At 61.9% G+C, this 19,770-nt stretch carries 21 protein-coding genes; 11 read left to right on the top strand and 10 right to left on the bottom strand.

Going from position 1 to position 19,770, the window contains the following annotated elements; translation table 11 throughout:
• Positions 1-4: 4 nt before the first annotated feature.
• Positions 5-664, bottom strand: coding sequence for a YciC family protein (locus tag C4J84_RS22340; protein WP_124371951.1), 660 nt, complete (start codon positions 662-664; stop codon positions 5-7).
• Between the two features lie 180 nt (positions 665-844).
• Here C4J84_RS22340 and C4J84_RS22335 point away from each other — a divergent pair, with 180 nt between their 5' ends.
• From C4J84_RS22335 to C4J84_RS22325, 3 genes are all read left to right on the top strand, one after another.
• Entirely contained in the window at positions 845-1,576 is a 732-nt protein-coding gene (locus tag C4J84_RS22335) for a DUF2076 domain-containing protein (protein ID WP_124368451.1), read from the top strand.
• A 118-nt stretch (positions 1,577-1,694) separates the two neighbouring features.
• Positions 1,695-2,171, top strand: a complete 477-nt coding sequence (locus C4J84_RS22330; protein ID WP_124364522.1) for an NYN domain-containing protein — start codon at positions 1,695-1,697, stop codon at positions 2,169-2,171.
• Positions 2,172-2,213: 42 nt separating this feature from the next.
• Positions 2,214-2,825: a PolC-type DNA polymerase III gene (locus C4J84_RS22325; RefSeq protein WP_124436120.1), complete on the top strand. Its 612-nt coding sequence runs from the start codon at positions 2,214-2,216 to the stop codon at positions 2,823-2,825.
• Between the two features lie 123 nt (positions 2,826-2,948).
• Here the strand turns inward: C4J84_RS22325 and C4J84_RS22320 are convergent, their stop codons facing one another.
• Positions 2,949-3,257 (bottom strand): DUF3077 domain-containing protein, encoded by a 309-nt coding sequence (locus tag C4J84_RS22320; RefSeq protein WP_124408247.1) that lies wholly within the window; start codon positions 3,255-3,257, stop codon positions 2,949-2,951.
• A gap of 491 nt (positions 3,258-3,748) precedes the next feature.
• Here C4J84_RS22320 and yedA point away from each other — a divergent pair, with 491 nt between their 5' ends.
• Together yedA and C4J84_RS22310 are read left to right on the top strand one after the other, a co-directional pair.
• Positions 3,749-4,645 (top strand): drug/metabolite exporter YedA, encoded by an 897-nt coding sequence (yedA, locus tag C4J84_RS22315; protein WP_124436119.1) that lies wholly within the window; start codon positions 3,749-3,751, stop codon positions 4,643-4,645.
• Between the two features lie 48 nt (positions 4,646-4,693).
• Complete coding sequence (locus tag C4J84_RS22310; protein WP_124436118.1) at positions 4,694-6,028, top strand: DEAD/DEAH box helicase; 1,335 nt, start codon at positions 4,694-4,696, stop codon at positions 6,026-6,028.
• A 120-nt stretch (positions 6,029-6,148) separates the two neighbouring features.
• On the opposite strand, the gene C4J84_RS22305 is transcribed toward C4J84_RS22310, so the two are convergent.
• Together C4J84_RS22305 and C4J84_RS22300 are read right to left on the bottom strand one after the other, a co-directional pair.
• Positions 6,149-7,375, bottom strand: coding sequence for a TIGR03862 family flavoprotein (locus tag C4J84_RS22305; RefSeq protein ID WP_124430568.1), 1,227 nt, complete (start codon positions 7,373-7,375; stop codon positions 6,149-6,151).
• A gap of 171 nt (positions 7,376-7,546) precedes the next feature.
• Complete coding sequence (locus C4J84_RS22300) at positions 7,547-8,467, bottom strand: histone deacetylase (RefSeq protein WP_124436117.1); 921 nt, start codon at positions 8,465-8,467, stop codon at positions 7,547-7,549.
• Between the two features lie 76 nt (positions 8,468-8,543).
• Here C4J84_RS22300 and C4J84_RS22295 point away from each other — a divergent pair, with 76 nt between their 5' ends.
• From C4J84_RS22295 to C4J84_RS22285, 3 genes are read left to right on the top strand one after another with little or no spacing between them, the layout of a single operon-like run.
• Positions 8,544-9,113, top strand: a complete 570-nt coding sequence (locus C4J84_RS22295) for a GNAT family N-acetyltransferase (protein ID WP_124405360.1) — start codon at positions 8,544-8,546, stop codon at positions 9,111-9,113.
• Between the two features lie 38 nt (positions 9,114-9,151).
• Positions 9,152-10,021 carry an acyl-CoA thioesterase II gene (tesB, locus tag C4J84_RS22290; protein WP_124364513.1) on the top strand — a complete coding sequence of 290 codons (870 nt, stop codon included), beginning with the start codon at positions 9,152-9,154 and terminating at the stop codon, positions 10,019-10,021.
• Entirely contained in the window at positions 10,018-10,617 is a 600-nt protein-coding gene (locus C4J84_RS22285) for an HAD family hydrolase (RefSeq protein WP_124436116.1), read from the top strand. Before tesB ends, C4J84_RS22285 begins: the two co-directional genes overlap by 4 nt.
• 117 nt (positions 10,618-10,734) lie before the next feature.
• Here C4J84_RS22285 and C4J84_RS22280 read toward each other — a convergent pair whose 3' ends face one another.
• From C4J84_RS22280 to C4J84_RS22270, 3 genes are read right to left on the bottom strand one after another with little or no spacing between them, the layout of a single operon-like run.
• Positions 10,735-11,709, bottom strand: a complete 975-nt coding sequence (locus C4J84_RS22280; protein WP_124436115.1) for an alpha/beta hydrolase — start codon at positions 11,707-11,709, stop codon at positions 10,735-10,737.
• Positions 11,710-12,600, bottom strand: a complete 891-nt coding sequence (locus C4J84_RS22275) for a neutral zinc metallopeptidase (protein WP_124430563.1) — start codon at positions 12,598-12,600, stop codon at positions 11,710-11,712.
• Between the two features lie 55 nt (positions 12,601-12,655).
• Entirely contained in the window at positions 12,656-13,069 is a 414-nt protein-coding gene (locus C4J84_RS22270) for a lipoprotein (protein ID WP_124371941.1), read from the bottom strand.
• Positions 13,070-13,255: 186 nt separating this feature from the next.
• On the opposite strand from C4J84_RS22270, the gene C4J84_RS22265 reads away from it, so the two are divergent.
• Positions 13,256-14,134 carry a DMT family transporter gene (locus tag C4J84_RS22265; RefSeq protein WP_065935812.1) on the top strand — a complete coding sequence of 293 codons (879 nt, stop codon included), beginning with the start codon at positions 13,256-13,258 and terminating at the stop codon, positions 14,132-14,134.
• Here C4J84_RS22265 and C4J84_RS22260 read toward each other — a convergent pair whose 3' ends face one another.
• Entirely contained in the window at positions 14,135-15,469 is a 1,335-nt protein-coding gene (locus C4J84_RS22260; protein ID WP_124371940.1) for an MFS transporter, read from the bottom strand. It lies immediately after the preceding gene.
• A 210-nt stretch (positions 15,470-15,679) separates the two neighbouring features.
• Between C4J84_RS22260 and quiC the strand changes: the two genes are divergently transcribed.
• On the top strand, positions 15,680-17,578 hold the full coding sequence (quiC, locus tag C4J84_RS22255; protein ID WP_124371939.1) for a 3-dehydroshikimate dehydratase QuiC: 1,899 nt from the start codon (positions 15,680-15,682) through the stop codon (positions 17,576-17,578).
• 74 nt (positions 17,579-17,652) lie between these two features.
• Positions 17,653-18,318, top strand: coding sequence for a TetR/AcrR family transcriptional regulator (locus C4J84_RS22250; RefSeq protein ID WP_124371938.1), 666 nt, complete (start codon positions 17,653-17,655; stop codon positions 18,316-18,318).
• 125 nt (positions 18,319-18,443) lie between these two features.
• Here C4J84_RS22250 and C4J84_RS22245 read toward each other — a convergent pair whose 3' ends face one another.
• On the bottom strand, positions 18,444-19,301 hold the full coding sequence (locus C4J84_RS22245) for a shikimate dehydrogenase (RefSeq protein WP_164487804.1): 858 nt from the start codon (positions 19,299-19,301) through the stop codon (positions 18,444-18,446).
• Positions 19,298-19,744, bottom strand: coding sequence for a type II 3-dehydroquinate dehydratase (gene aroQ, locus C4J84_RS22240; protein ID WP_124364504.1), 447 nt, complete (start codon positions 19,742-19,744; stop codon positions 19,298-19,300). The genes C4J84_RS22245 and aroQ overlap by 4 nt, the downstream gene beginning before the upstream one ends.
• Positions 19,745-19,770: the final 26 nt, after the last annotated feature.

Genomic DNA, 19,770 nt, shown 5'->3' with positions numbered 1-19,770 from the left:
CATATCACCGCACGTCGGCGTCGCCACCGATCAACATGAATAAACGGAACAGCACCACACTGGTGAACAGCTGCAGGAAACTGTGGGCGCTGTCCATCAACAGCCCCAGCAATGGCGCGGGTTCGGGATAGGCCGCCACGCTCGCGCCCTTGAGCAGCCACAGCGGGGTCATCACGCACAGCAGGCACACCAGGATGCGCCAGAAGTGCCCACGGGTCAGGCGCAGGCTTTCCTTCATCGCTTCAAGCGCCGACATGCCGCGCAAAACCAGCAGGTACTCGGCAAACGCCAGCACCACCATCAGCCACAGGCCCGGCAGTAAATACAGCGACAGCCCGAGCAGAATCAGCAGCGTGCTCATGGCGGTCAGCAGGGCGAAGCGCGGCCACATCGCCAATGCCATGGCCCATACGTCCTTGGTGCGTGGCGACTCGCCACGGGTGCGCGCGTCGAGAAACAGGATCAGCGCGCCGGTGTACAACGGGTACACCAGCAGCCCCACCACCACGCTGTAACCGCTGAAGGCATCCGGGCCCAGCGTGTGGTCGAGCACTTGCTGCAGCAGGGCTTCGAGGATTACCAGCGGCAGGCACAGCTGGACGATGGCGCCCAGGTTGCGTTGGGTGAAGCGGAAGGAGTCGCGCAGCACGTCTAGCGGATTCATCAGAGTCATCACAGGCCGAAAAAGCAGGGGCACACTTTAACCGATAGCGGGCCTGGGCAAGCAAACGTAAACCTTGCGTAAAGACCATTGAAACAATTGGTAACAGCCCCATAACTAGGGCGTACCTTGCCTGACGCCAGGCGGGACCCTGATTTTTACCGGCAATCTAACGAGGTCGCCATGAACAGCGAAGAACAAACCCTGATCGACGGACTGTTTTCACGGTTGCAGCAAGCCGAAACGGACTCAGCCCCCCGCGACGCCCAGGCCGAAGCGCGGATCAAGGAACACATGACTCGCCAACCGGCCGCCGGCTACTACATGACCCAGTCGCTGCTGGTGCAGGAACACGCGCTGCAGAGCCTCGATGCGCAAAACAAGCAGCAGGCCCAGCAGATCCAGCAATTGCAGGAAGAGCTGCAGCGCGCCAAGTCCGCGCCAGCGGCCCCGGCGAGCGGCGGCGGGTTTCTCTCGAGCATCTTTGGCGGCGGCGGCTCGCGCGATGCGCAGCCTGCGCCGAGCAACGCGGGCGGCGGTTGGCGTGAACCGGCGCGGCCAGCCTTCAACCAGCCGGCACCGCAACAGAATTATCAACAGCCGCAACCAGCGGCCGCCGCCGCGCCTGCGGGCAGCGGTTTCCTCGGTGGCGCGATGAAAACCGCCGCCGGCGTGGCCGGTGGTGTGTTGCTCGCCGAAGGCATCAGCAGCCTGTTCCACCACAACCAGCAGCCGCAGGTGGTGGAAGAGATCATCGAACAACCGGCGCCCGCCAGTGATCAAGGTGGTTGGGGCAACGATGATCAGAAATTCGCAGGCAATGACAGCTGGGGCAGCAACAACGCGGACAGCTTCGCCGACAGCGATTATTCCGACGATTCCTCCTCCTTTGGCGATGACGATTCCTTCGTCTGACACGCCCGGCCGGGGCGCTACGGCGCTCCGGTCTGATTTTTTCCCGGAAACCTTCCCTTGGCTGGCATACTGGCACCCTTTCCGGGCGCTGGCGCCTGGCTGTCATTGAGGAAGTGCGGTGAAGAAAATTGCAGTGTTCGCCGATGTGCAAAACCTCTATTACACCGTTCGCCAGGCCTATGGCTGCCACTTCAACTACGCGGCGCTGTGGGCGGATATCAGTGCCCATGGGCAGATCGTGGAGGCGTACGCCTACGCCATCGACCGTGGCGACAGCAAACAGCAGCAGTTCCAGCAGATCCTGCGCAACCTCGGCTTTACCGTGAAGCTCAAGCCTTACATCCAGCGCAGTGACGGCTCGGCCAAGGGCGACTGGGACGTCGGCATCACCATCGACATCATGGACGCCGCCGCGAACGTCGACGAAGTGGTGCTGGCCTCCGGCGATGGCGATTTCGACATGCTGCTCGACCGCATCATCCACAAGCATGGCGTGCAGGCCGTGGCCTACGGCGTGCCGGGGCTGACGGCCAACTCACTGATACGCGCCGCCAGCCGCTACGTGCCGATCGAAGGCGCGTTGCTGCTTAAATAAGCGCTGTGGCTCACTCAATTGTCAGACGGAGTTGGAACAGGTTTGGAACGTATAGCGGTCATCGACTTTGAAACCACCGGCATCACCCCGAGCAACCACTGCCGGGCCACGGAAATTGGCGTGGTCATCCTTGAGCGCGGGCAAATCGTCGACCGCTACCAGAGCCTGATGAATGCCGGCGTACGCGTGCCGGGCTTTATCGAACAACTCACCGGCATCAGCAACGCCATGCTGCGCAGCGCACCGCCGGCCGAGCGGGTGATGAACGAGGTCAACGAGTTCGTCGGCACCACGCCGTTGATGGCGCACAACGCCGCGTTCGACCAGAAGTTCTGGGACTTTGAGCTGAGCCTGATCCGCCGCACCCGCCTGCAGAAATTCGCCTGTTCTTTATTACTGGCTCGTCGGTTGATGCCTTCGGCGCCAAACCACAAGCTCGGCACCCTCAACACCTACGCCCAACTGCCCCACACCGGCAAGGCTCACCGGGCGCTGGCGGATGCGGAAATGGCCGCCAACCTCACCGCGCACCTGGCCCAGGAACTGCGCCAGACCCATGGCCTGCGTGAGCTGTCACACGATTTGCTGTGCACCTTGCAGAAAGTGCCGGCGGCGAAGATCAATGAGCACCTGAAGAAACATCGCGGGCTCTGAAAACCCCGCAATTCCAAATGTGGGAGGGGGCTTGCTCCCGATAGCTGAGTGTCAGTCGCCAGATGTACTGGCTGACCCACTGCCATCGGGAGCAAGCCCCCTCCCACATTAGTTATGTGTTGTTCATCGAGGCTGTGTGCACGCCAACGCCTGGTCCACCACCCCCTTCGCCATCTCCACCAAATGCATCACCGCCCGCTGCGGCGCCTTCATCACCTCACCCGAGGCATGTGCCGTCTCCACCGCGCAATGCAACAAATCCGCCGCGTGCGCCAGGGCATCTTCGAAGCTCAGGTTGTCATTCAGGATAAAAGTGGGCGCATCCGGGGCGGATGCCTTGAGGTAGTAATCGATGGCACGACGGTGGAGCAGGGCGTCTTCGCTGAGGAAGTCGGCTTTGGACTTGGGTGGGTCGGGGGTGACTTTGACCATGGTGAAACTCCTTGCTGGAAGAAGTCGACACCGTTCGCTTGCACGCGAATAGGGTGGCAACTGTGCGTAGGTGTGCAAGACCGGGGCAAGGATCCAAACCCAGCAGGCCCGAAGGCCTCCCACGCACAGCCGCCATAACAGGCATATCGGCTGTAGGTTTATTTATGATCTTGCTTGCCATCGGACTTGCACGTCCGGTCACCGAACATTCGATGACAGGGCGAGACTAGCTACCGAATCCGACGGAAACAAGGCCGTGGGATTCTCTCGGAAACGTCCCGCAAATGAAAGGGACGGTTCTTGCTGGCCACTGAAATACCGGTGTTTTCAGCTCGTTCCCACGCTCTGCGTGGGAATGCATCTTGCGACGCTCCGCGTTGCGAACAGCTCAGCGACCAAGTGTACGGGCGGTTTAAACGGGTTTTGTAACTTATGTTTATCCCTCTGCCTTTCTAGAATAAGCCTCCCATCTCCTGCCATAGAGCCGCCCAATGCCTGGCCCACGTCGCTTTCCCTTACCGTTGATCGCCGCCTTTTTTGCGTTGTATGTGATCTGGGGTTCCACTTACCTGGTGATTCGCATCGGCGTGGAGTACTGGCCGCCATTGTTGCTGGCGGGGATTCGGTTTTGCACGGCGGGCGCGTTGATGTATGGCTACCTCAGGTGGCGTGGCGCGCCCGCGCCGACGTGGGTGCAGTGGAAGGCTGCCGGGATGATCGGCATTTTGCTGCTCACCGTGGGCAATGGCGGCGTCAGCGTAGCGGAACATATGGGCGTGTCGTCCGGCGTGGCCGCGCTGGCGGTGGCGACGGTGCCGTTGTTTACCTTGTTGTTCGGTTTTTTCTGGGGCGCGCGTAATACGCGGCTGGAATGGGCCGGGGTGATTCTGGGGATTATCGGCATCGCCATGCTCAATATGGGCAGCACCCTGCAATCAAGCCCGATGGGCGCGGTGTTGCTGTTGATGGCGGCGGCTTCCTGGGCGTTCGGTTCGGTGTGGAGCCGTCACTTGCCACTGCCCCGGGGTGCGATGGCGAGTGCCGCTGAAATGCTGGTGGCTGGCGTGGCATTGTTGATCGTCAGCGGCGTGTCGGGTGAGCACTTGCGGGCGATGCCGCCATTGGAAGGCTGGCTGGCCCTGGCCTATTTGACGGTGTTCGGCTCGATCATTGCCTTCAACGCCTACATGTACCTGCTCAAGCATGTGCGCCCGGCGGCGGCCACCAGCTATGCCTATGTGAACCCCGCAGTGGCGGTGTTGCTGGGGATTGTGTTCGTCGGCGAGTCCATCGGCCTGGAAGAAGCCCTGGCGATGCTGGTGATCATCAGTGCCGTATTGCTGATCAGCCTGCCGCAGTGGCGCAAGCCGAAGGCGGAAATAAGGTAAACTGCCGCGCATTACGCCCTTGCGCTGAATTTTTCCTACGGTAAACACATGACTTTCGCCTCCCTTGGCCTGATCGAACCCTTGCTGCGCGCCCTTGAGACGCTTGGCTACCAGACCCCGACGCCGGTGCAGGCGCAAGCCATTCCGGCGGTGCTGGCCGGTCGTGACCTGATGGCTGCCGCCCAGACCGGCACCGGCAAGACCGCCGGCTTTGCCTTGCCGCTGCTGCAGCTGCTGACGATGGAAGGGCCGAAAGTCTCCGCCAATTCGGCGCGTGCGCTGATCCTGTGCCCCACCCGTGAACTGGCCGAGCAGGTTCACGCCAGCGTTGCCGAGTACGCCCAACATCTGCCATTGACCACTTACGCGGTGTATGGCGGCGTGAGCATCAACCCGCAGATGATGAAGCTGCGCAAAGGTGTGGACATTCTGGTTGCCACGCCCGGTCGCCTGATCGACCTGTTCCGCCAGAACGCGCTGAAACTCAATCAGCTGCAAACCCTGGTGCTGGACGAAGCCGACCGCATGCTCGACCTGGGCTTCTCCGAAGAGCTTGCGAACATCTACCGCATGCTGCCGAAAAAGCGCCAGACCCTGCTGTTCTCCGCCACTTTCTCCGACGACATCCGCCTGCTGGCCAGCCAGATGCTCAATGACCCGCTGAGCATCGAAGTCAGCCCGCGCAACGTTGCCGCCAATACGGTGAAACAGTGGGTGGTGCCGGTAGATAAAAAGCGCAAGGCGGAGTTGTTCGTGCACCTGATGCGCAAGGGCCGCTGGAAGCAGGTGCTGGTGTTTGCCAAAACCCGCAACGGCGTGGATGCGCTGGTGGATAAGTTGCAGGGGCTGGGCATCAACGCCGACGGCATCCATGGCGACAAACCCCAGGCCACCCGCCAGCGTGCGCTGGACCGCTTCAAGGCCAGCGACGTGCAGATTCTGGTAGCCACCGACGTGGCGGCCCGAGGCCTGGACATCGAAGACTTGCCGCTGGTGGTCAATTTCGACCTGCCGATCGTCGCGGAAGACTACATCCACCGCATCGGCCGCACCGGTCGCGCGGGCAACACCGGCGAGGCGATTTCGCTGGTGTGTGCCGATGAAGTGAACATGCTCTCGGCGATCGAAATGCTGACCCGCCAGACCCTGACCCGCAAGATGGAACCGGACTTCGAGCCGGAACACCGCGTGCCGGATACCGATGCCAGTGGGCAGGTGGTGAAGAAGCCGAAAAAGCCGAAGAAGCCCAAGACGTCGGGTGGCGGTGGTAAGCGCAACCTGGGCAAATGGGTGGACAGCGGCGACGTGGCGCCGGCGGAGCCTTCGATCAAGCCGGTGCGCAAAGTGCCGGTTTTCAACACCGGGCCGCGTAAGAAGAAGTGATTTTGCGGTGTGGCTGATGGCCTCATCGGGGCAAGCCCCCTCCCACACTTGACTGTATTCACAAATCAAAATGTGGGAGGGGGCTTGCCCCCGATGGCGGCTTTGATTCCACCACACAGCTCAGCTATTAAGCCATTCCAACAGCCCAAGCCCAGCCGCCCGGCCACTGGCAAAACACCCCGTCAGCAAATACCCTCCGGTCGGCGCCTCCCAGTCCAGCATCTCCCCGGCACAAAACACGCCCGGCATTTGCTTGAGCATCAGCCGCTCATCCAACGCTTCGAACGGCACACCGCCGGCCGTGCTGATGGCCTCATCCAGTGGCCGAGTCTTGACCAGTGTCAGCGGCAACGCCTTGATATCCACCGCCAACTGCGCCGGGTCATTGAAGTGCTCAGCAGGTGCCAGCTCACGCAACAGCGCCGCCTTGACCCCATCCAGGCCCAATTGACTGTGCAAGTGCTTGCTCATCGACCGCGACCCGCGCGGCTTGGCCAGTGCCGCCTGCACCTTGTGCAACGGCTTGCTCGGCAGCAGATCGATATGCACGGTGGCGGCGCCGTCGCGGTTGATCGTTTCCCGGATCGGCGCCGACAGCGCATAGATCAGGCTGCCTTCGATACCGGTGGCGGTCACTACGCATTCGCCCAGGCGAGGTTTAGCGTCGCCCAGCCCAATGGCGACGTTTTTCAACGGCGCCCCGGCGAATTTGCTGACCATCAAGTCGCTCCACGCCGACACCTCGAAACCGCAGTTGCTCGGCTGCAGGCGCACATAAGGCACGCCACGCTCTTCGAATAAATTGAGCCAGGCGCCATCGGAGCCCAGGCGCGACCAGCTGCCGCCGCCCAAGGCCAGGAGCACCGCAGCGCTGCGCACGGTTTTCTCGCCCTCCGGGCTGTGGATAAGTAAATCACCTGCAGCATTCCACCCCAGCCAACGATGCCGGGTGTGGATAACCACACCTTGTTCACGCAGGCGCTTGAGCCAGGCCCGCAGCAGCGGCGCGGCTTTCATGTCCGTAGGAAATACGCGGCCGGAGGTGCCGATAAAGGTTTCGATGCCCAGGCCGTGAATCCACTCGCACAATGCTTCGGCACCGAAGCTGCGCAGCAACGGCGCCATGTGCGGCGCGCGTTCGGCATAGCGCGAGAGGAACGCCGGGTAGGCTTCGGAGTGGGTGATATTCATGCCGCCCACGCCGGCCAGTAGGAACTTGCGCCCCACTGAAGGCATGCCGTCGTACAGTTCCACGCGCACGCCCGCCCGGCTCAGGACTTCGGCGGCCATCAGCCCGGCAGGGCCGCCGCCGATGATGGAGACAGGGTGGGGATAAGTCTGAGGCATGGGCAGGGCTACGGTGCGGTGAATAGGCCGAGCATTCTACCCGACGAAGGCGTAGCTGCCTGATCAAAAAACGTACACTTTCCTACAAGCCATACGGCTAACCGCTTTCAGACCGTTACGCTCAAGTTATCCACAGCTGGTTCCACAGGCATTGTGGGTAACGTCCACAGTTCAATGACAGCCTGATGACGCCCACACGCGCTGCGCGCTGTGGTGCAGGATGCCGTGGCGGCGGGCCAGGGCAGGGCGGTCCTTGCTGTAGCCGCCACCGATCACGCCCATCAGCGGAATGTCGCGGCCCAGGCAGTGCCGCATCACACTTTCATCGCGGGCGGCGATGCCGGCATCGGTCAGCTTGAGGTAGCCGAGTGCGTCGTCCTTGTGTACATCGACGCCCGCGTCGTACAGCACCAGGTCCGGCTGGTAGAGCGGCAGCAGGTAGTTGAGCGCGTCATCCACCACCTTGAGGTAGTCGGCATCGCCCATGCCCATCGGCAACGGAATGTCCCAGTCGCTCTGCGCCTTGCGCGCCGGAAAGTTTTTTTCGCAGTGCAGCGATACGGTGATGGCGTCCGGTGTGTCGTGCAGGATGCGCGCGGTGCCGTCGCCCTGGTGTACGTCGCAGTCGAAGATCAGCACACGGTTGACCCGGCCGCTGGCCAGCAGGTAATGGCTGATCACTGCCAGGTCATTGAAGATGCAAAAGCCCGCCGGGTAATCGTAGTGGGCGTGATGGGTGCCCCCGGCGAGGTGACAGGCCAGGCCGTGCTCCAGCGCCTGCTCCGCCGCGAGGATCGAGCCACCCACCGCACGCACGGTGCGTCGCGCCAGGGCTTCGCTCCACGGCAGGCCGAGGCGCCGTTGGTCCTCGCGAGACAACTCGCCGCTCATATAGCGTTCGATATACCCAGGTTCATGGGCCAGGCCCAGAATCTCTGCCGGGCACAGCTGCGGGCGCAGCAAACGGCTGTCCTCGGTCAGGCCGCTGTCCACCAGGTGATCGCGCAACAGGCGAAACTTGTCCATGGGGAAGCGGTGGTCCGCCGGGAACTCGGGGCTGTAGTCATCGTGGTAGATCAATGGCAAGGGCATGGGATTTTCTGACGGGAATCTGCGTCGGATCTTACCAGCGCTGTACACTCACGCACATGGCAAGGAAGGGGGCCCCATGGAGCCGATACTGGAATTGGAAAGCGCACGGCTGATCATGCGCCAATGGCGTGACAGCGACCTGCTGGCCTTTGCGCAGATGTGCGCCGACCCGCAGGTGATGCGTTATTTCCCGGCTAAATTGAGCCACCTGGAAAGCGCTGCACTGATTGGCCGGATACGCGGCCACTTCGCCGAATATGGTTTTGGCTTTTGGGCTTTGCAGCGCAAGGACACCGGTGAATTCATCGGCCTCACCGGGCTGCAGAACGTCAGTTTTGAAGCGAATTTCACCCCGGCGGTGGAAATCGGCTGGCGTCTGGCCCGCGAGCACTGGGGCCTGGGTTACGCCAGCGAGGCGGCCTGGACCGCATTGCGTTGTGGTTTCGATCGCTTGAGCCTGGATGAAGTCGTTGCCTTCACCACCGAGGCCAATCTGCCATCACAAAAAGTCATGCAGGCCATCGGTATGCATTACGATCCGCAGGCAGATTTCGAACACCCCAAAGTCGCAGCCGATGACCCGCTGCGTCCGCATGTTTTATACCGCATCACCCGCGCCCAATGGTTGGACACGCTGCACGGATAAGCAGCCCGGAATGCCCTATCGAGTTTAGGAGTTGCTCTATGAGCCAAGTATTGGAAGATCTGGTGGACTTGCTGACCCTGGAGCCGATCGAGGAAAACCTCTTTCGCGGCCGCAGCCAGGACCTGGGTTTTCGCCAATTGTTCGGTGGCCAGGTGCTCGGCCAGTCGCTGTCGGCGGCCAGCCAGACTGTAGAAGAAGCGCGCCACGTACATTCCCTGCACGGTTATTTCCTGCGTCCAGGCGACGCGGCATTGCCGGTGGTGTATTCGGTGGACCGCGTGCGCGACGGCGGCAGTTTCAGCACGCGCCGCGTCACGGCGATCCAGAAGGGCCACCCGATTTTCACCTGCACCACCTCGTTCCAGTACGACGAAGCAGGTTTCGAACACCAGACCACCATGCCCGTGGTGGTCGGCCCGGAGAACCTGCCGTCGGAGCTGGAGCTGACTCAGCAGCGTGCGCACCTGATCCCCGAGCATATGCGCGACAAACTGCTGTGCCCCAAGCCCATCGAAGTGCGCCCGGTGACCGAAAAAGACCCGTTCAACCCGCAGCCGTCCGACCCGGTCAAGTACGTGTGGTTTCGTGCCGACGGCGCCCTGGCCGATGCGCCGGCGTTGCATAAGTACCTGTTGGCCTACGCCTCGGACTTCGGCCTGTTGACCACCTCGCTGCTGCCCCATGGCAAGACCGTGTGGCACAAAGATATGCAGGTCGCCAGCCTCGACCACGCGCTGTGGTTCCACGCTGATCTGCGCGCCGATGATTGGTTGCTGTATGCCATGGACAGCCCATGGGCTGGCAATTCCAGGGGCTTTTCCCGGGGCAGCGTGTACAACCGCGCCGGGCAACTGGTGGCGTCGGTGACCCAGGAAGGCTTGATTCGCCATCGCAAGGACTGGGCATGAGCCTGGCCGACGTCCGGCATTGGGTGTTTGATATGGACGGCACCCTCACGGTGGCCGTGCATGATTTTGCGGCCATCCGGGTTGCGCTGGAGATTCCTGCTGAAGACGATATTCTCACGCACCTTGCCGCATTGCCGGCGGATATCGCGGCGGCCAAGCATGCCTGGTTGCTGGAACACGAGCGCGAACTGGCGCTGGGTTCGGTCGCCGCCGAGGGCGCGGTGGAGCTGGTGCGCGAGCTGGCCGGACGTGGTTATCGCCTGGGCATTTTGACGCGCAATGCGCAGGAACTGGCGCATGTCACCCTGGCAGCGATTGGCCTGGCGGACTGTTTTGCCGCCGAGGACGTGCTGGGGCGCGAGGACGCACCGCCCAAGCCGGATCCGGGCGGCTTGTTGAAGCTGGCGGCGGCCTGGGATGTCACACCGAGCGAGATGGTGATGGTTGGCGATTACCGCTTCGACCTGGATTGCGGCCGGGCGGCCGGGACGCGGACGGTGCTGGTTAATTTGCCGCAGAACCCGTGGCCGGAGTTGGCGGATTGGCATGCCGAGGATTGTGCGGTATTGCGCCAGATGATCCAGTCCAGCCAATAGAGATCAAATGTGGGAGGGGGCTTGCCCCCGATGGCGGTCTGTCAGTTAAAGGATTGCTGACAGTTACACCGCAATCGGGGGCAAGCCCCCTCCCACATGTTTATCCGGTTTCGGCAGTTATTGTGCGAACAGGACTTTCTGGCCCTCGGGCGAGGTAAACATTTTATCCCCGTCATGCCCCACTCCCGGTACTTCTACCAGCCTGTGACCCAACTGCGGATGCCGCTGCTTGAGGGCGTCAAAATAGTTGTGCCCACGAATCAGCCTATAGGCGCCCTGGGTTTCGGCTTCGCAGCTTTTATCCAGCGCCGGGTGGTTGGGGTCGGTGTCTTGTTGGCCCAGCAGGTACGTGACATCGCGTGAAACATAAGCCTGCTCCAGTTGCTCGGCGCCCTGGCCCTTGGCGTAGTCCGGCAGGCCTTGCATGCCGTACTTCCACTCGTTGAAGCCCGGGCAACTCGCCGTCTCGAACGGCACCGGCCGCTGTAAGCTGAAGTAGGCGTAGGACGATGGGTTGGCCACCACATACCGCAGGCGGATGCCTTCGGTCTGCAGCATCGGGTGCGGGTGGCCGGTGACCGCGAAACGCTGCACCACCTGGCCGCCACCGGAATGCCCAGCGACGACGATTTCCTTGAGCGCCGGGAACAGGGTGCGGTTGCCCAGGTGCTTGATGATCTGATCAAGGGCGCTATAGGAGCTGACCTGGCCCGGGCCGGTTGACGCGGCGCCAGCCATCCAGTCATCGACTCTCCAGCGCAGCAACTGCTGATCCAGACGGCCGTTCTTCACATCCGACTCATCCAGAAACTGCGGTGCGATCACCAACGTGCTGCCTGTTGCTCCGGCTTGCTCAGCGGCCTTTTCTCCGCTGTGCAGGTAGGTCGGGGCATTGCGCAGGCGGCCATGCACGATGATCAGTGCACGAGTGACATCTGGCAGCGGCCGGCGCCAGTCCTGGCTCAAGCCCAGGCTGAGGTCGCCGGCGTCGAGGTGAAAGCGATCGAGGCCGGCCACCTTGGCATCATGGTCGGCTGCCAGGGTTGAGCAGGACACCCAGAACCCCAGCAATAAGCCCCACCGTTTATTCACTCAAAGGCTCCTGGCCGTAAAGGTATCGCATTGGGAGATTTGGCCCTGGGCGAAGCCGGTCTTGAACCAGCGCACGCGCTGAGCCGATGTGCCGTGGGTAAACGAGTCCGGCACCACGCGCCCTTGGCCCTGCTGCTGCAGGCGGTCGTCGCCAATGGCGTTGGCGGCATTCAGTGCTTCTTCGATATCGCCGGGTTCCAGCCAGTTCAGGCGTTTTTGCGCGCGGTTGGCCCAGACGCCGGCAAAGCAGTCAGCCTGCAGCTCCTGGCGTACCAGCAGGCCACCGTCGCCTTGCATCGGCCGGCCCTGCTGGCGCGCGGCCTGGATCTTGGACGAGATGCCAAGCAGGGTCTGTACGTGATGTCCGACTTCGTGGGCGATCACATACGCCTGGGCGAAATCGCCGGCGGCCTGGAAGCGTTGCGACATTTCACGGAAGAAATCCAGGTCCAAGTACACCTGCTGGTCAGCCGGGCAATAGAACGGGCCGCTGGCCGAAGTGGCGCCACCGCAGGCGGAGTTCACCCGGCCACGGAACAGGATCAGTTTCGGGTTCTTGTAGGCCAGGCCGTTCTCCTGGAACACCTGGCCCCAGGTGTCTTCGGTATCGCCCAGCACCGCGCGCACGAAGTCGGCCTGCTCGTCGTTGGCCGGCGGAGCCTGACGCGATTGCGTGCTGACCGACGGCGCCTGCTCCATCTGGCCGGTCAATTGGCCGAGGATCTGCATCGGGTCCTGGCCGGTGAGCCAGCCGATGCCGACGATCAACACGATAGCGGTCAGGCTCAGGCCCTTGCCGCCACCGAAGCGCATCCCGCCACCGCCGCCACCGCCGCTGTCATCGCGGGCATCCACCACGTTGTCGCTGCGTCGGCCTTTTTTCCATAGCATGGGGCAATCCTCTCGTTAACGGTCCGGCAAAAATATGGATGGAGTATGGTCGTAGTTAGCGGCAATAGCCTTCGCCGCTGGCGACAATCAGGCAGTCTTTTTTATCGGCCAGCCATTTCAAGCCAGTGGCTGCGCCATCCCCGGCGCGCAGCACCTGCGGGCCGTCCGGGCGGGTGAAGGCGATGCCATCATCGGTTGCCTGGCCCTTGAACGTGCCGGATGCATCGGCATCCAGGCCATATTGCATGGTCAGGATGTAATGACCGCGGCCGATGCTGTCGTCCTTGGCGATGCTCAGGTTCAAGCCTTCGACGCCGATCCACTTGCCCACCCATTTATCGGTGGGTGGCGTTTCGGGTACCAGGGTCGCCTGCACGGACGCGGGGGCGGGCTTGGGGGCTTCTTTCGGCGTTTTATCGCAGGCAGAGAGCAGGGCGAGGGCAGACAGGGCAAACAGGATTTTTTTCATAGCGGCAGGGCCTTGATTAAAAAGTGTGCAACGCCGGGGCGCGCGTGCTGGGTTGGACTCAAATCCACTGATTTAGTGCGCTGTTCGCCCGGTGTTTGGTTATGCTCTTGGGGCAGACGCATGCCCGGCTGCTAGATTACTTCGGTTGAGTGCCACCGTGTTCAGCTCGCCACACAAGAGAATTCAATGACTGTCAGTACCCCGCTTTCCGGCGTCAACCATCCCTTCAAAGGCATCCTGCTGATTGTGCTGGCGACGTTCCTGTTCTCCAGCCACGACGCCCTGTCCAAATACCTGGCCGGGTTCTACCCGATCGTGATGGTGGTGTGGGCGCGGTACATGGTGCACACGCTGCTGATGGCCGGGATCTTCCTGCCGCAATCGGGCCTGCGCGTGCTGCGCAGCAAACGGCCGGGGATGCAGGTGGTGCGGGCGTTGTGCTTGTTGGGCACCAGCCTGTTTTTCACCACGGCGCTGCATTACATCCCGTTGGCGGAAGCCACGGCGGTGAACTTCCTTGCGCCGATCCTGGTGACGGCGCTCTCGGTGCCCCTGCTCGGCGAGCACGTCACGCGTGGCCAATGGCTGGCGGTGATCTGCGGGTTTGTCGGCGTGGTGATCATTATCCATCCGGGCGGTGAGCTGTTCACCCCGGCGGTGCTGTTGCCACTGTGCTCGGCGCTGTTCTTCTGCTTCTACCAACTGCTCACGCGCATCCTCAGCCAATACGACAGCCCCACCACCAGCAACTTCTTCGCCGGCCTGTGCAACACCCTGGTGATGAGTGCGATGGTGCCGTTCTTCTGGCAGGTACCGACCCTGTGGCATGGGGTGATGATGCTGGCGCTGGGCACCTGCGGGATGACTGCGCACTTGATGCTCACCCAGGCGTTCCGCTTCGCGGCGCCGGCCTTGCTGGCGCCGTTCGGCTATTGCCAGATCGTGTTTGCGGGGTTGTTGGGTTGGCTGGTGTTCAGTCATACCCCCGACATGACCACGGTGGTCGGTATCGGGGTGATCTGCATGAGCGGCTTGGCCGCTGCCTGGCAGCAGCGGCGGCGTTGATTACACCTCTACCGTAGGAATCTTGCGCGGCGCCATGAAGTACATCCACACCAGTGCGATGAAATACATCGCCGGAATCAGGGTGAACAACAGCGTGTAGTTGTTGTTGGTCACGGTCAGGATATGGCCGACGATCTGGGTCATGAACATGCCGCCGATGGCCGCGCACATGCCGCCGAAGCCGAACACCGTGCTCATCATGTGCTTGGGCGTGTAGTCCATCACCAGGCTCCAGATGTTGGCGGTCCAGGCCTGGTGCGCGCCGATGGCCAGGGAGATGGCGAACACCGCGACCCACAATTGGCTGGAGCCGGCCGCCATGATCACGCCGACGATGCAGCAGGCGAACAAGAGCATCGACAGCAGCCGCGCCTTGATCGAGTTCATCCCGCGACCGATCAGGAACGAGGACAGAATGCCGCCGCCCACGCTGCCGAAGTCGGCGGTGAGGTAGATGATGATCAGCGGGATGCCCATCTGCGTCACGTTGATGCCCAGGTTGTATTGCTGGTTCAGGAATGGCGGCAGCCAGTACAGGTAGAACCAGAACACCGGGGCGGTCAGCGAGTACGCCAGGGCGAAGGCCCAGGTGCCGCGCATGCGCAGGATGCGGCTGAACGGTACGCGGGGTTGTTCCGGCTCGACTTCCTGTTGCACGTAGTCCAATTCGGATTGTTTAACGGTGGGATGCTCTTCCGGGTTGTAGTACTTCAAGCCCCACAACACCAGCCAGATACCACCTAGCGCCGACATGCACAGGAACGCCGCCTGCCAGCCCCACACGTGCAGGATCAACGGCAGCAGCATGGGCGTCATCATCGCGCCGACGTTGGTGCCGGCGTTGAAGATACCGGTCGCCACCGCGCGCTCGCCGGCCGGGAACCACAGGCGCGTGGTTTTCACGCACGCCGGGTAGTTGGCGGCCTCGGTCAGCCCGAGGATAAACCGGCAGACCATGAAGCCGACTGCCGAGGTAGCCAGGCCGTGGGCGCCGGTGGCCAGGCTCCACAGCAGCACCGCGCAGAAAAACACGCGCTTGACGCCTACCCGGTCGATCAAGCGGCCCTGCAGCACAAAGCCGATGGCGTAGCCGACCTGGAACCAGAAGTTGATGTTGGCGTAGTCCATCGCCGTCCAGCTCATCTCCTTGGCCAGAATCGGTTGCATCACGCCCAGGGCGGCGCGATCAATGTAGTTGAGGGTGGTGGCGAAGAACACCAGGGCCAGCATGCCCCAGCGGGTTTTACCCACGGCCAGGGCGCCGCGGATCTTGTCGCCGATGCCGGCGTGCGGGGTGCCGGGGCGCGCGGCCAGGGCGGAGTTTTGCAGAGGCATGAGGTCGTACCCGTTTTTGAAATTTTTATGGTGTGTTCTGGGTCTTGATGCAGGTTCGATGGTGCGCAGTGGTTAAAAAGTCGTCAATTCGCCAAAGGGGCATAGTGTTCGATAATCGCACCAAAAACTAACCGGTTCGTACATTTTAATTGCCGCGTGTAGGCTGTGGGCGAATAATTTGCCATAAACAACAATTGCCGGGAGTGACCCATGCAACGTTCCATCGCTACCGTGTCGTTGAGCGGCACCCTGCCGGAAAAGCTCGAAGCCATTGCCGCCGCCGGGTTTGATGGCGTTGAGATTTTTGAAAACGACCTGCTGTACTACGACGGCAGCCCCCGTGAAGTCAGGCAGATGTGCGCCGACTTGGGCATTGCCATCACCCTGTTCCAGCCATTTCGAGACTTCGAGGGCTGCCGCCGTGATCGTCTGGCGCGCAACCTTGAGCGCGCCGAGCGCAAATTCGATCTGATGCAGGAGCTGGGCACCGACTTGGTGCTGGTATGCAGTAATGCCTCGGCCGATTGCGTGGGCGATGAGCGCATCCTGCTGGACGACCTCAGCCTGCTGGCCGAACACGCGGGCCGTCGTGGCTTGCGAATTGGCTATGAAGCGCTGGCCTGGGGCAAGCATGTGAACACCTGGCAGCAGGTATGGAACCTGGTGCGCCAGGTGGATCATCCCAGCCTGGGTGTGCTGCTCGACAGCTTCCACACCTTGTCGCTCAAGGGCGACCCGAGCGCCATCGCCGAAATCCCCGGCGACAAAATCTTCTTCGTGCAAATGGCCGACGCGCCGATCCTGGCCATGGATGTGCTGGAGTGGAGCCGGCATTTTCGCTGCTTCCCCGGCCAGGGTGAGTTCGACCTGGCTGGGTTTCTCGCGCCGATCATCAAGAGTGGCTACACCGGGCCGTTGTCCCTGGAGATTTTCAACGACGGCTTTCGCGCCGCACCGACCCGGGCCAACGCGGCGGATGGTTTGCGCTCGTTGCTGTATCTGGAAGAGAAAACCCGCCAGCGCCTGGCGGCGGAACAACCCGCCGCGCCCGTGGATATCCTGTTCGAGACCCCGGCGGCCAGCGAGTACGACGGCATCGAATTCCTCGAATTTGCGGTGGATGAAAGCCTCGGCGCCAAGCTGACCCATTGGTTGGAACGCCTGGGCTTCGCCAAGGCCGGCCAGCATCGTTCCAAGAACGTGAGCCTGTTGCGCCAGGGCGATATCAACCTGATCCTCAATTGCGAACCTTATTCCTTTGCCCACAACTTTTTCGAGGCCCATGGCCCGTCGCTGTGCGCCACGGCGATGCGGGTCAAGGACAGCGCCAAGGCGTTGGAACGGGCAGTGGCCTACAAGGGCCAGCCCTATCGCGGCCTGGTCGGGCCCAACGAACTGGAGTTGGCGGCCGTACGGGCGCCGGATGGCAGCTTGATTTACCTGGTGGATCAAAGCGAAGGCGGGCTATACGACACCGATTTCAACCTGCAACCCGTCACCGCCAGCGGCGGCTTGCTGCGCATCGACCATATGGCCATGGCCCTGCCGGCCGACAGCCTCGACAGCTGGGTGCTGTTCTACAAAAGCTTGCTGGATTTTGAAGCCGATGACGAAGTGGTGCTGCCCGACCCTTACGGGCTGGTCAAAAGCCGCGCACTGCGCAGCCGCTGCAGTTCGATTCGCCTGCCGCTGAATATTTCCGAGAACCGCAATACGGCGATTTCCCACGCGCTTTCGAGCTATCGCGGCTCGGGCGTGCACCACATTGCCTTCGATTGCGCGGATATTTTCGCCGAGGTGCGCCGGGCCAAGGAGGCTGGGGTGCCGCTGTTGGATATCCCGCTCAACTACTACGATGACTTGGCTGCACGCTTTGATTTCGACGATGAGTTCCTCAGCGAACTGGCGTACTACAACGTGCTGTACGACCGTGACGCCCAGGGCGGTGAGCTGTTTCATGTCTACACCGAAGCCTTCGAGGGCCGGTTTTTCTTCGAGATCATCCAGCGCAAGAACGGCTATGCCGGTTATGGCGCGGCCAATGTGGCGGTGCGTTTGGCGGCAATGGCCAAGTCGCGCAGCGGTGCGGTGCGTCAGGCGCGTTTATAACGGTGGGGAGGTGCTTCCTTCGGGGAGCGCCTCGGCCCATAATCGGGCCTGCATAAAAACGCCGTGAGCGCACCATGACCCTGACTCCCGACCTCCCTGCCGTGTCAGACGCACCGCGCAAGAGTCGCAAGAACAATCCGGAAAAGACCCGCGAGAATATTCTCCAGGAAGCCATTGTCGAGTTCGTTCAGCAGGGCCTGTCCGGCGCCCGCGTGGACGCCATCGCCGAACGCATCCACACCTCCAAGCGCATGATCTATTACTACTTCGGCAGCAAGGAGCAGCTCTACGTCGAGGTGCTGGAGAAGCTCTACGGCGATATTCGCAACACCGAAACGCGCATGAACCTCACGGCCCTGGAACCGCGCGAAGCGATCCGCCGGCTGGTGGAGTTCACCTTCGACCACCATGACCAGAACGTGGATTTCGTGCGCATTGTCAGCATCGAAAATATCCACAACGCCGAGTACGTAAAGCGCACCAGTACGATCAAGGACATGAACAGCAAAATTCTCGAGGGGCTCGGTGAGACCCTGCGTCGCGGCGCTGAAATGGGGCTGTTTCGCGAAGGGTTGGAGCCGCTGGATGTGCATCTGTTGATCAACTCATTCAGTTTTTACCGTGTCTCCAACCGGCATACCTTCAGTGAGATCTTTCAGATTGAACTGTCGGATGAGGCGATCAAGCAGCGGCATCGGGAGATGATCTGCGAGTCGGTGTTGCGTTATCTGCAAGCTTGAGAACTGGCTGTACGCGGTCAATGTGGGAGGGGGCTTGCTCCCGATAGCGGTGTGTCAGCCACCCCATGTTGCGCTGACAGACCGCTATCGGGAGCAAGCCCCCTCCCACATTTTCGGCCCGGTTTCTACTGCTGGCTGTTCATGCTCTGAAAGTGCGCCAACATCCTGCCAGCATCCGCCGCCTCACCACTGAACAACTCAAACGCCTTCACCGCCTGAAACACCGCCATATTGCCGCCATCCAACGTGCGGCAACCCAAGGCGCGTGCGTCGCGCAGCAACTCGGTTTCCAATGGGAAATACACGATTTCCGCCACCCATAACCCTGCATGTAATAACGCGGCGGGCACCGGTGTGCCGGGCAGCTTGGCCATGCCCATTGGTGTGGTGTTGACCAGGCCGTCCGCCTGCGCCATGGCGTTGGTCAAGTCGCTGCCGACCTGGGCGCGACCGGTGCCAAAACGCCGGGCGAGGTTATCCACAAGCTCGCGGGCGCGGAGGCTGTCCAAGTCAAAAATGCTCAGCTGTTCAACGCCCTCGGCCAGCAGCGCGTGCGCCACCGCCGCGCCTGCACCGCCGGCGCCCATCTGCACCACGCGCTGGCGTGGCACATCATTCAAGTTGCGTCGGAAACCCTCGGCGAACCCCAGGCAATCGGTGTTATGGCCGATGCGCTTGCCGTCCTTGAATACCACGGTGTTGACCGCGCCAATGCCCTTTGCCTCGTCGGACAATTCATCGAGCAACGGCAGGATCGCTTGCTTGCACGGGTAGGTAATGTTCAAACCGGTGAAGTGCATCTGCTCGGCGGCACGCAGCAGTTCGGGAAGGGCGTGGCTGTTCAGGCGCAGCGCTTCCAGGTCGATCAGGCGATACAGGTAGCGCAGGCCCTGGGCGTCACCTTCCTGTTCATGCAGGGCGGGCGTGCGGGAAGCCTGGATGCCGGCGCCGATCAGGCCGGCGAGAACGCGGGGTTTCATCAGGCGCATCCTTTCAACGAGTGGCTGAAATGTTCCAGGGCCAAGTGGTAGCCATGGCTGCCAAACCCGGCCAGCACCGCCTTGGCGATGGGCGAGACAAAGGAGTGATGACGAAACGCCTCACGGGCGTGCACGTTGGACAAATGCACCTCGATCACCGGCACTTCGCTGGCCACCAGCGCATCACGAATCGCCACCGAGGTATGAGTCCAGGCCGCCGGGTTAATCACGATCCCGGCGCAACGGGCGCGGGCGGCGTGGATCCAGTCGAGCAGTTCGCCCTCGTGGTTGGTCTGGCGAAACTCGATGGTCAGCCCGAGTTTTTCCGCGCTGCGCCCGCACAGGGCGGCAATGTCGGCCAAGGTTTCGTGGCCATAGGTGGCAGGCTCGCGGGTACCGAGCAGGTTGAGATTGGGGCCATTGAGCACCAGCACGATGGGTGGCATAGAAGGTCTCCGCAGTTCTTCTTGGT

Source organism: Pseudomonas sp. R11-23-07 (genome assembly GCF_003852295.1).
Taxonomy (GTDB): Bacteria; Pseudomonadota; Gammaproteobacteria; order Pseudomonadales; family Pseudomonadaceae; genus Aquipseudomonas.
This window is presented reverse-complemented; position numbering and strand designations above follow the sequence as displayed.

Coding starts and splice junctions, on each gene's coding strand:
- C4J84_RS22340 (WP_124371951.1), bottom strand. CDS start 664: ATGAATCCGCTAGACGTGCTGCGCGACTCCTTCCGCTTCACCCAACGC.
- C4J84_RS22335 (WP_124368451.1), top strand. CDS start 845: ATGAACAGCGAAGAACAAACCCTGATCGACGGACTGTTTTCACGGTTG.
- C4J84_RS22320 (WP_124408247.1), bottom strand. CDS start 3,257: ATGGTCAAAGTCACCCCCGACCCACCCAAGTCCAAAGCCGACTTCCTC.
- yedA (WP_124436119.1), top strand. CDS start 3,749: ATGCCTGGCCCACGTCGCTTTCCCTTACCGTTGATCGCCGCCTTTTTT.
- C4J84_RS22310 (WP_124436118.1), top strand. CDS start 4,694: ATGACTTTCGCCTCCCTTGGCCTGATCGAACCCTTGCTGCGCGCCCTT.
- C4J84_RS22305 (WP_124430568.1), bottom strand. CDS start 7,375: ATGCCTCAGACTTATCCCCACCCTGTCTCCATCATCGGCGGCGGCCCT.
- C4J84_RS22300 (WP_124436117.1), bottom strand. CDS start 8,467: ATGCCCTTGCCATTGATCTACCACGATGACTACAGCCCCGAGTTCCCG.
- C4J84_RS22295 (WP_124405360.1), top strand. CDS start 8,544: ATGGAGCCGATACTGGAATTGGAAAGCGCACGGCTGATCATGCGCCAA.
- tesB (WP_124364513.1), top strand. CDS start 9,152: ATGAGCCAAGTATTGGAAGATCTGGTGGACTTGCTGACCCTGGAGCCG.
- C4J84_RS22285 (WP_124436116.1), top strand. CDS start 10,018: ATGAGCCTGGCCGACGTCCGGCATTGGGTGTTTGATATGGACGGCACC.
- C4J84_RS22275 (WP_124430563.1), bottom strand. CDS start 12,600: ATGCTATGGAAAAAAGGCCGACGCAGCGACAACGTGGTGGATGCCCGC.
- C4J84_RS22270 (WP_124371941.1), bottom strand. CDS start 13,069: ATGAAAAAAATCCTGTTTGCCCTGTCTGCCCTCGCCCTGCTCTCTGCC.
- C4J84_RS22265 (WP_065935812.1), top strand. CDS start 13,256: ATGACTGTCAGTACCCCGCTTTCCGGCGTCAACCATCCCTTCAAAGGC.
- C4J84_RS22260 (WP_124371940.1), bottom strand. CDS start 15,469: ATGCCTCTGCAAAACTCCGCCCTGGCCGCGCGCCCCGGCACCCCGCAC.
- quiC (WP_124371939.1), top strand. CDS start 15,680: ATGCAACGTTCCATCGCTACCGTGTCGTTGAGCGGCACCCTGCCGGAA.
- C4J84_RS22250 (WP_124371938.1), top strand. CDS start 17,653: ATGACCCTGACTCCCGACCTCCCTGCCGTGTCAGACGCACCGCGCAAG.
- aroQ (WP_124364504.1), bottom strand. CDS start 19,744: ATGCCACCCATCGTGCTGGTGCTCAATGGCCCCAATCTCAACCTGCTC.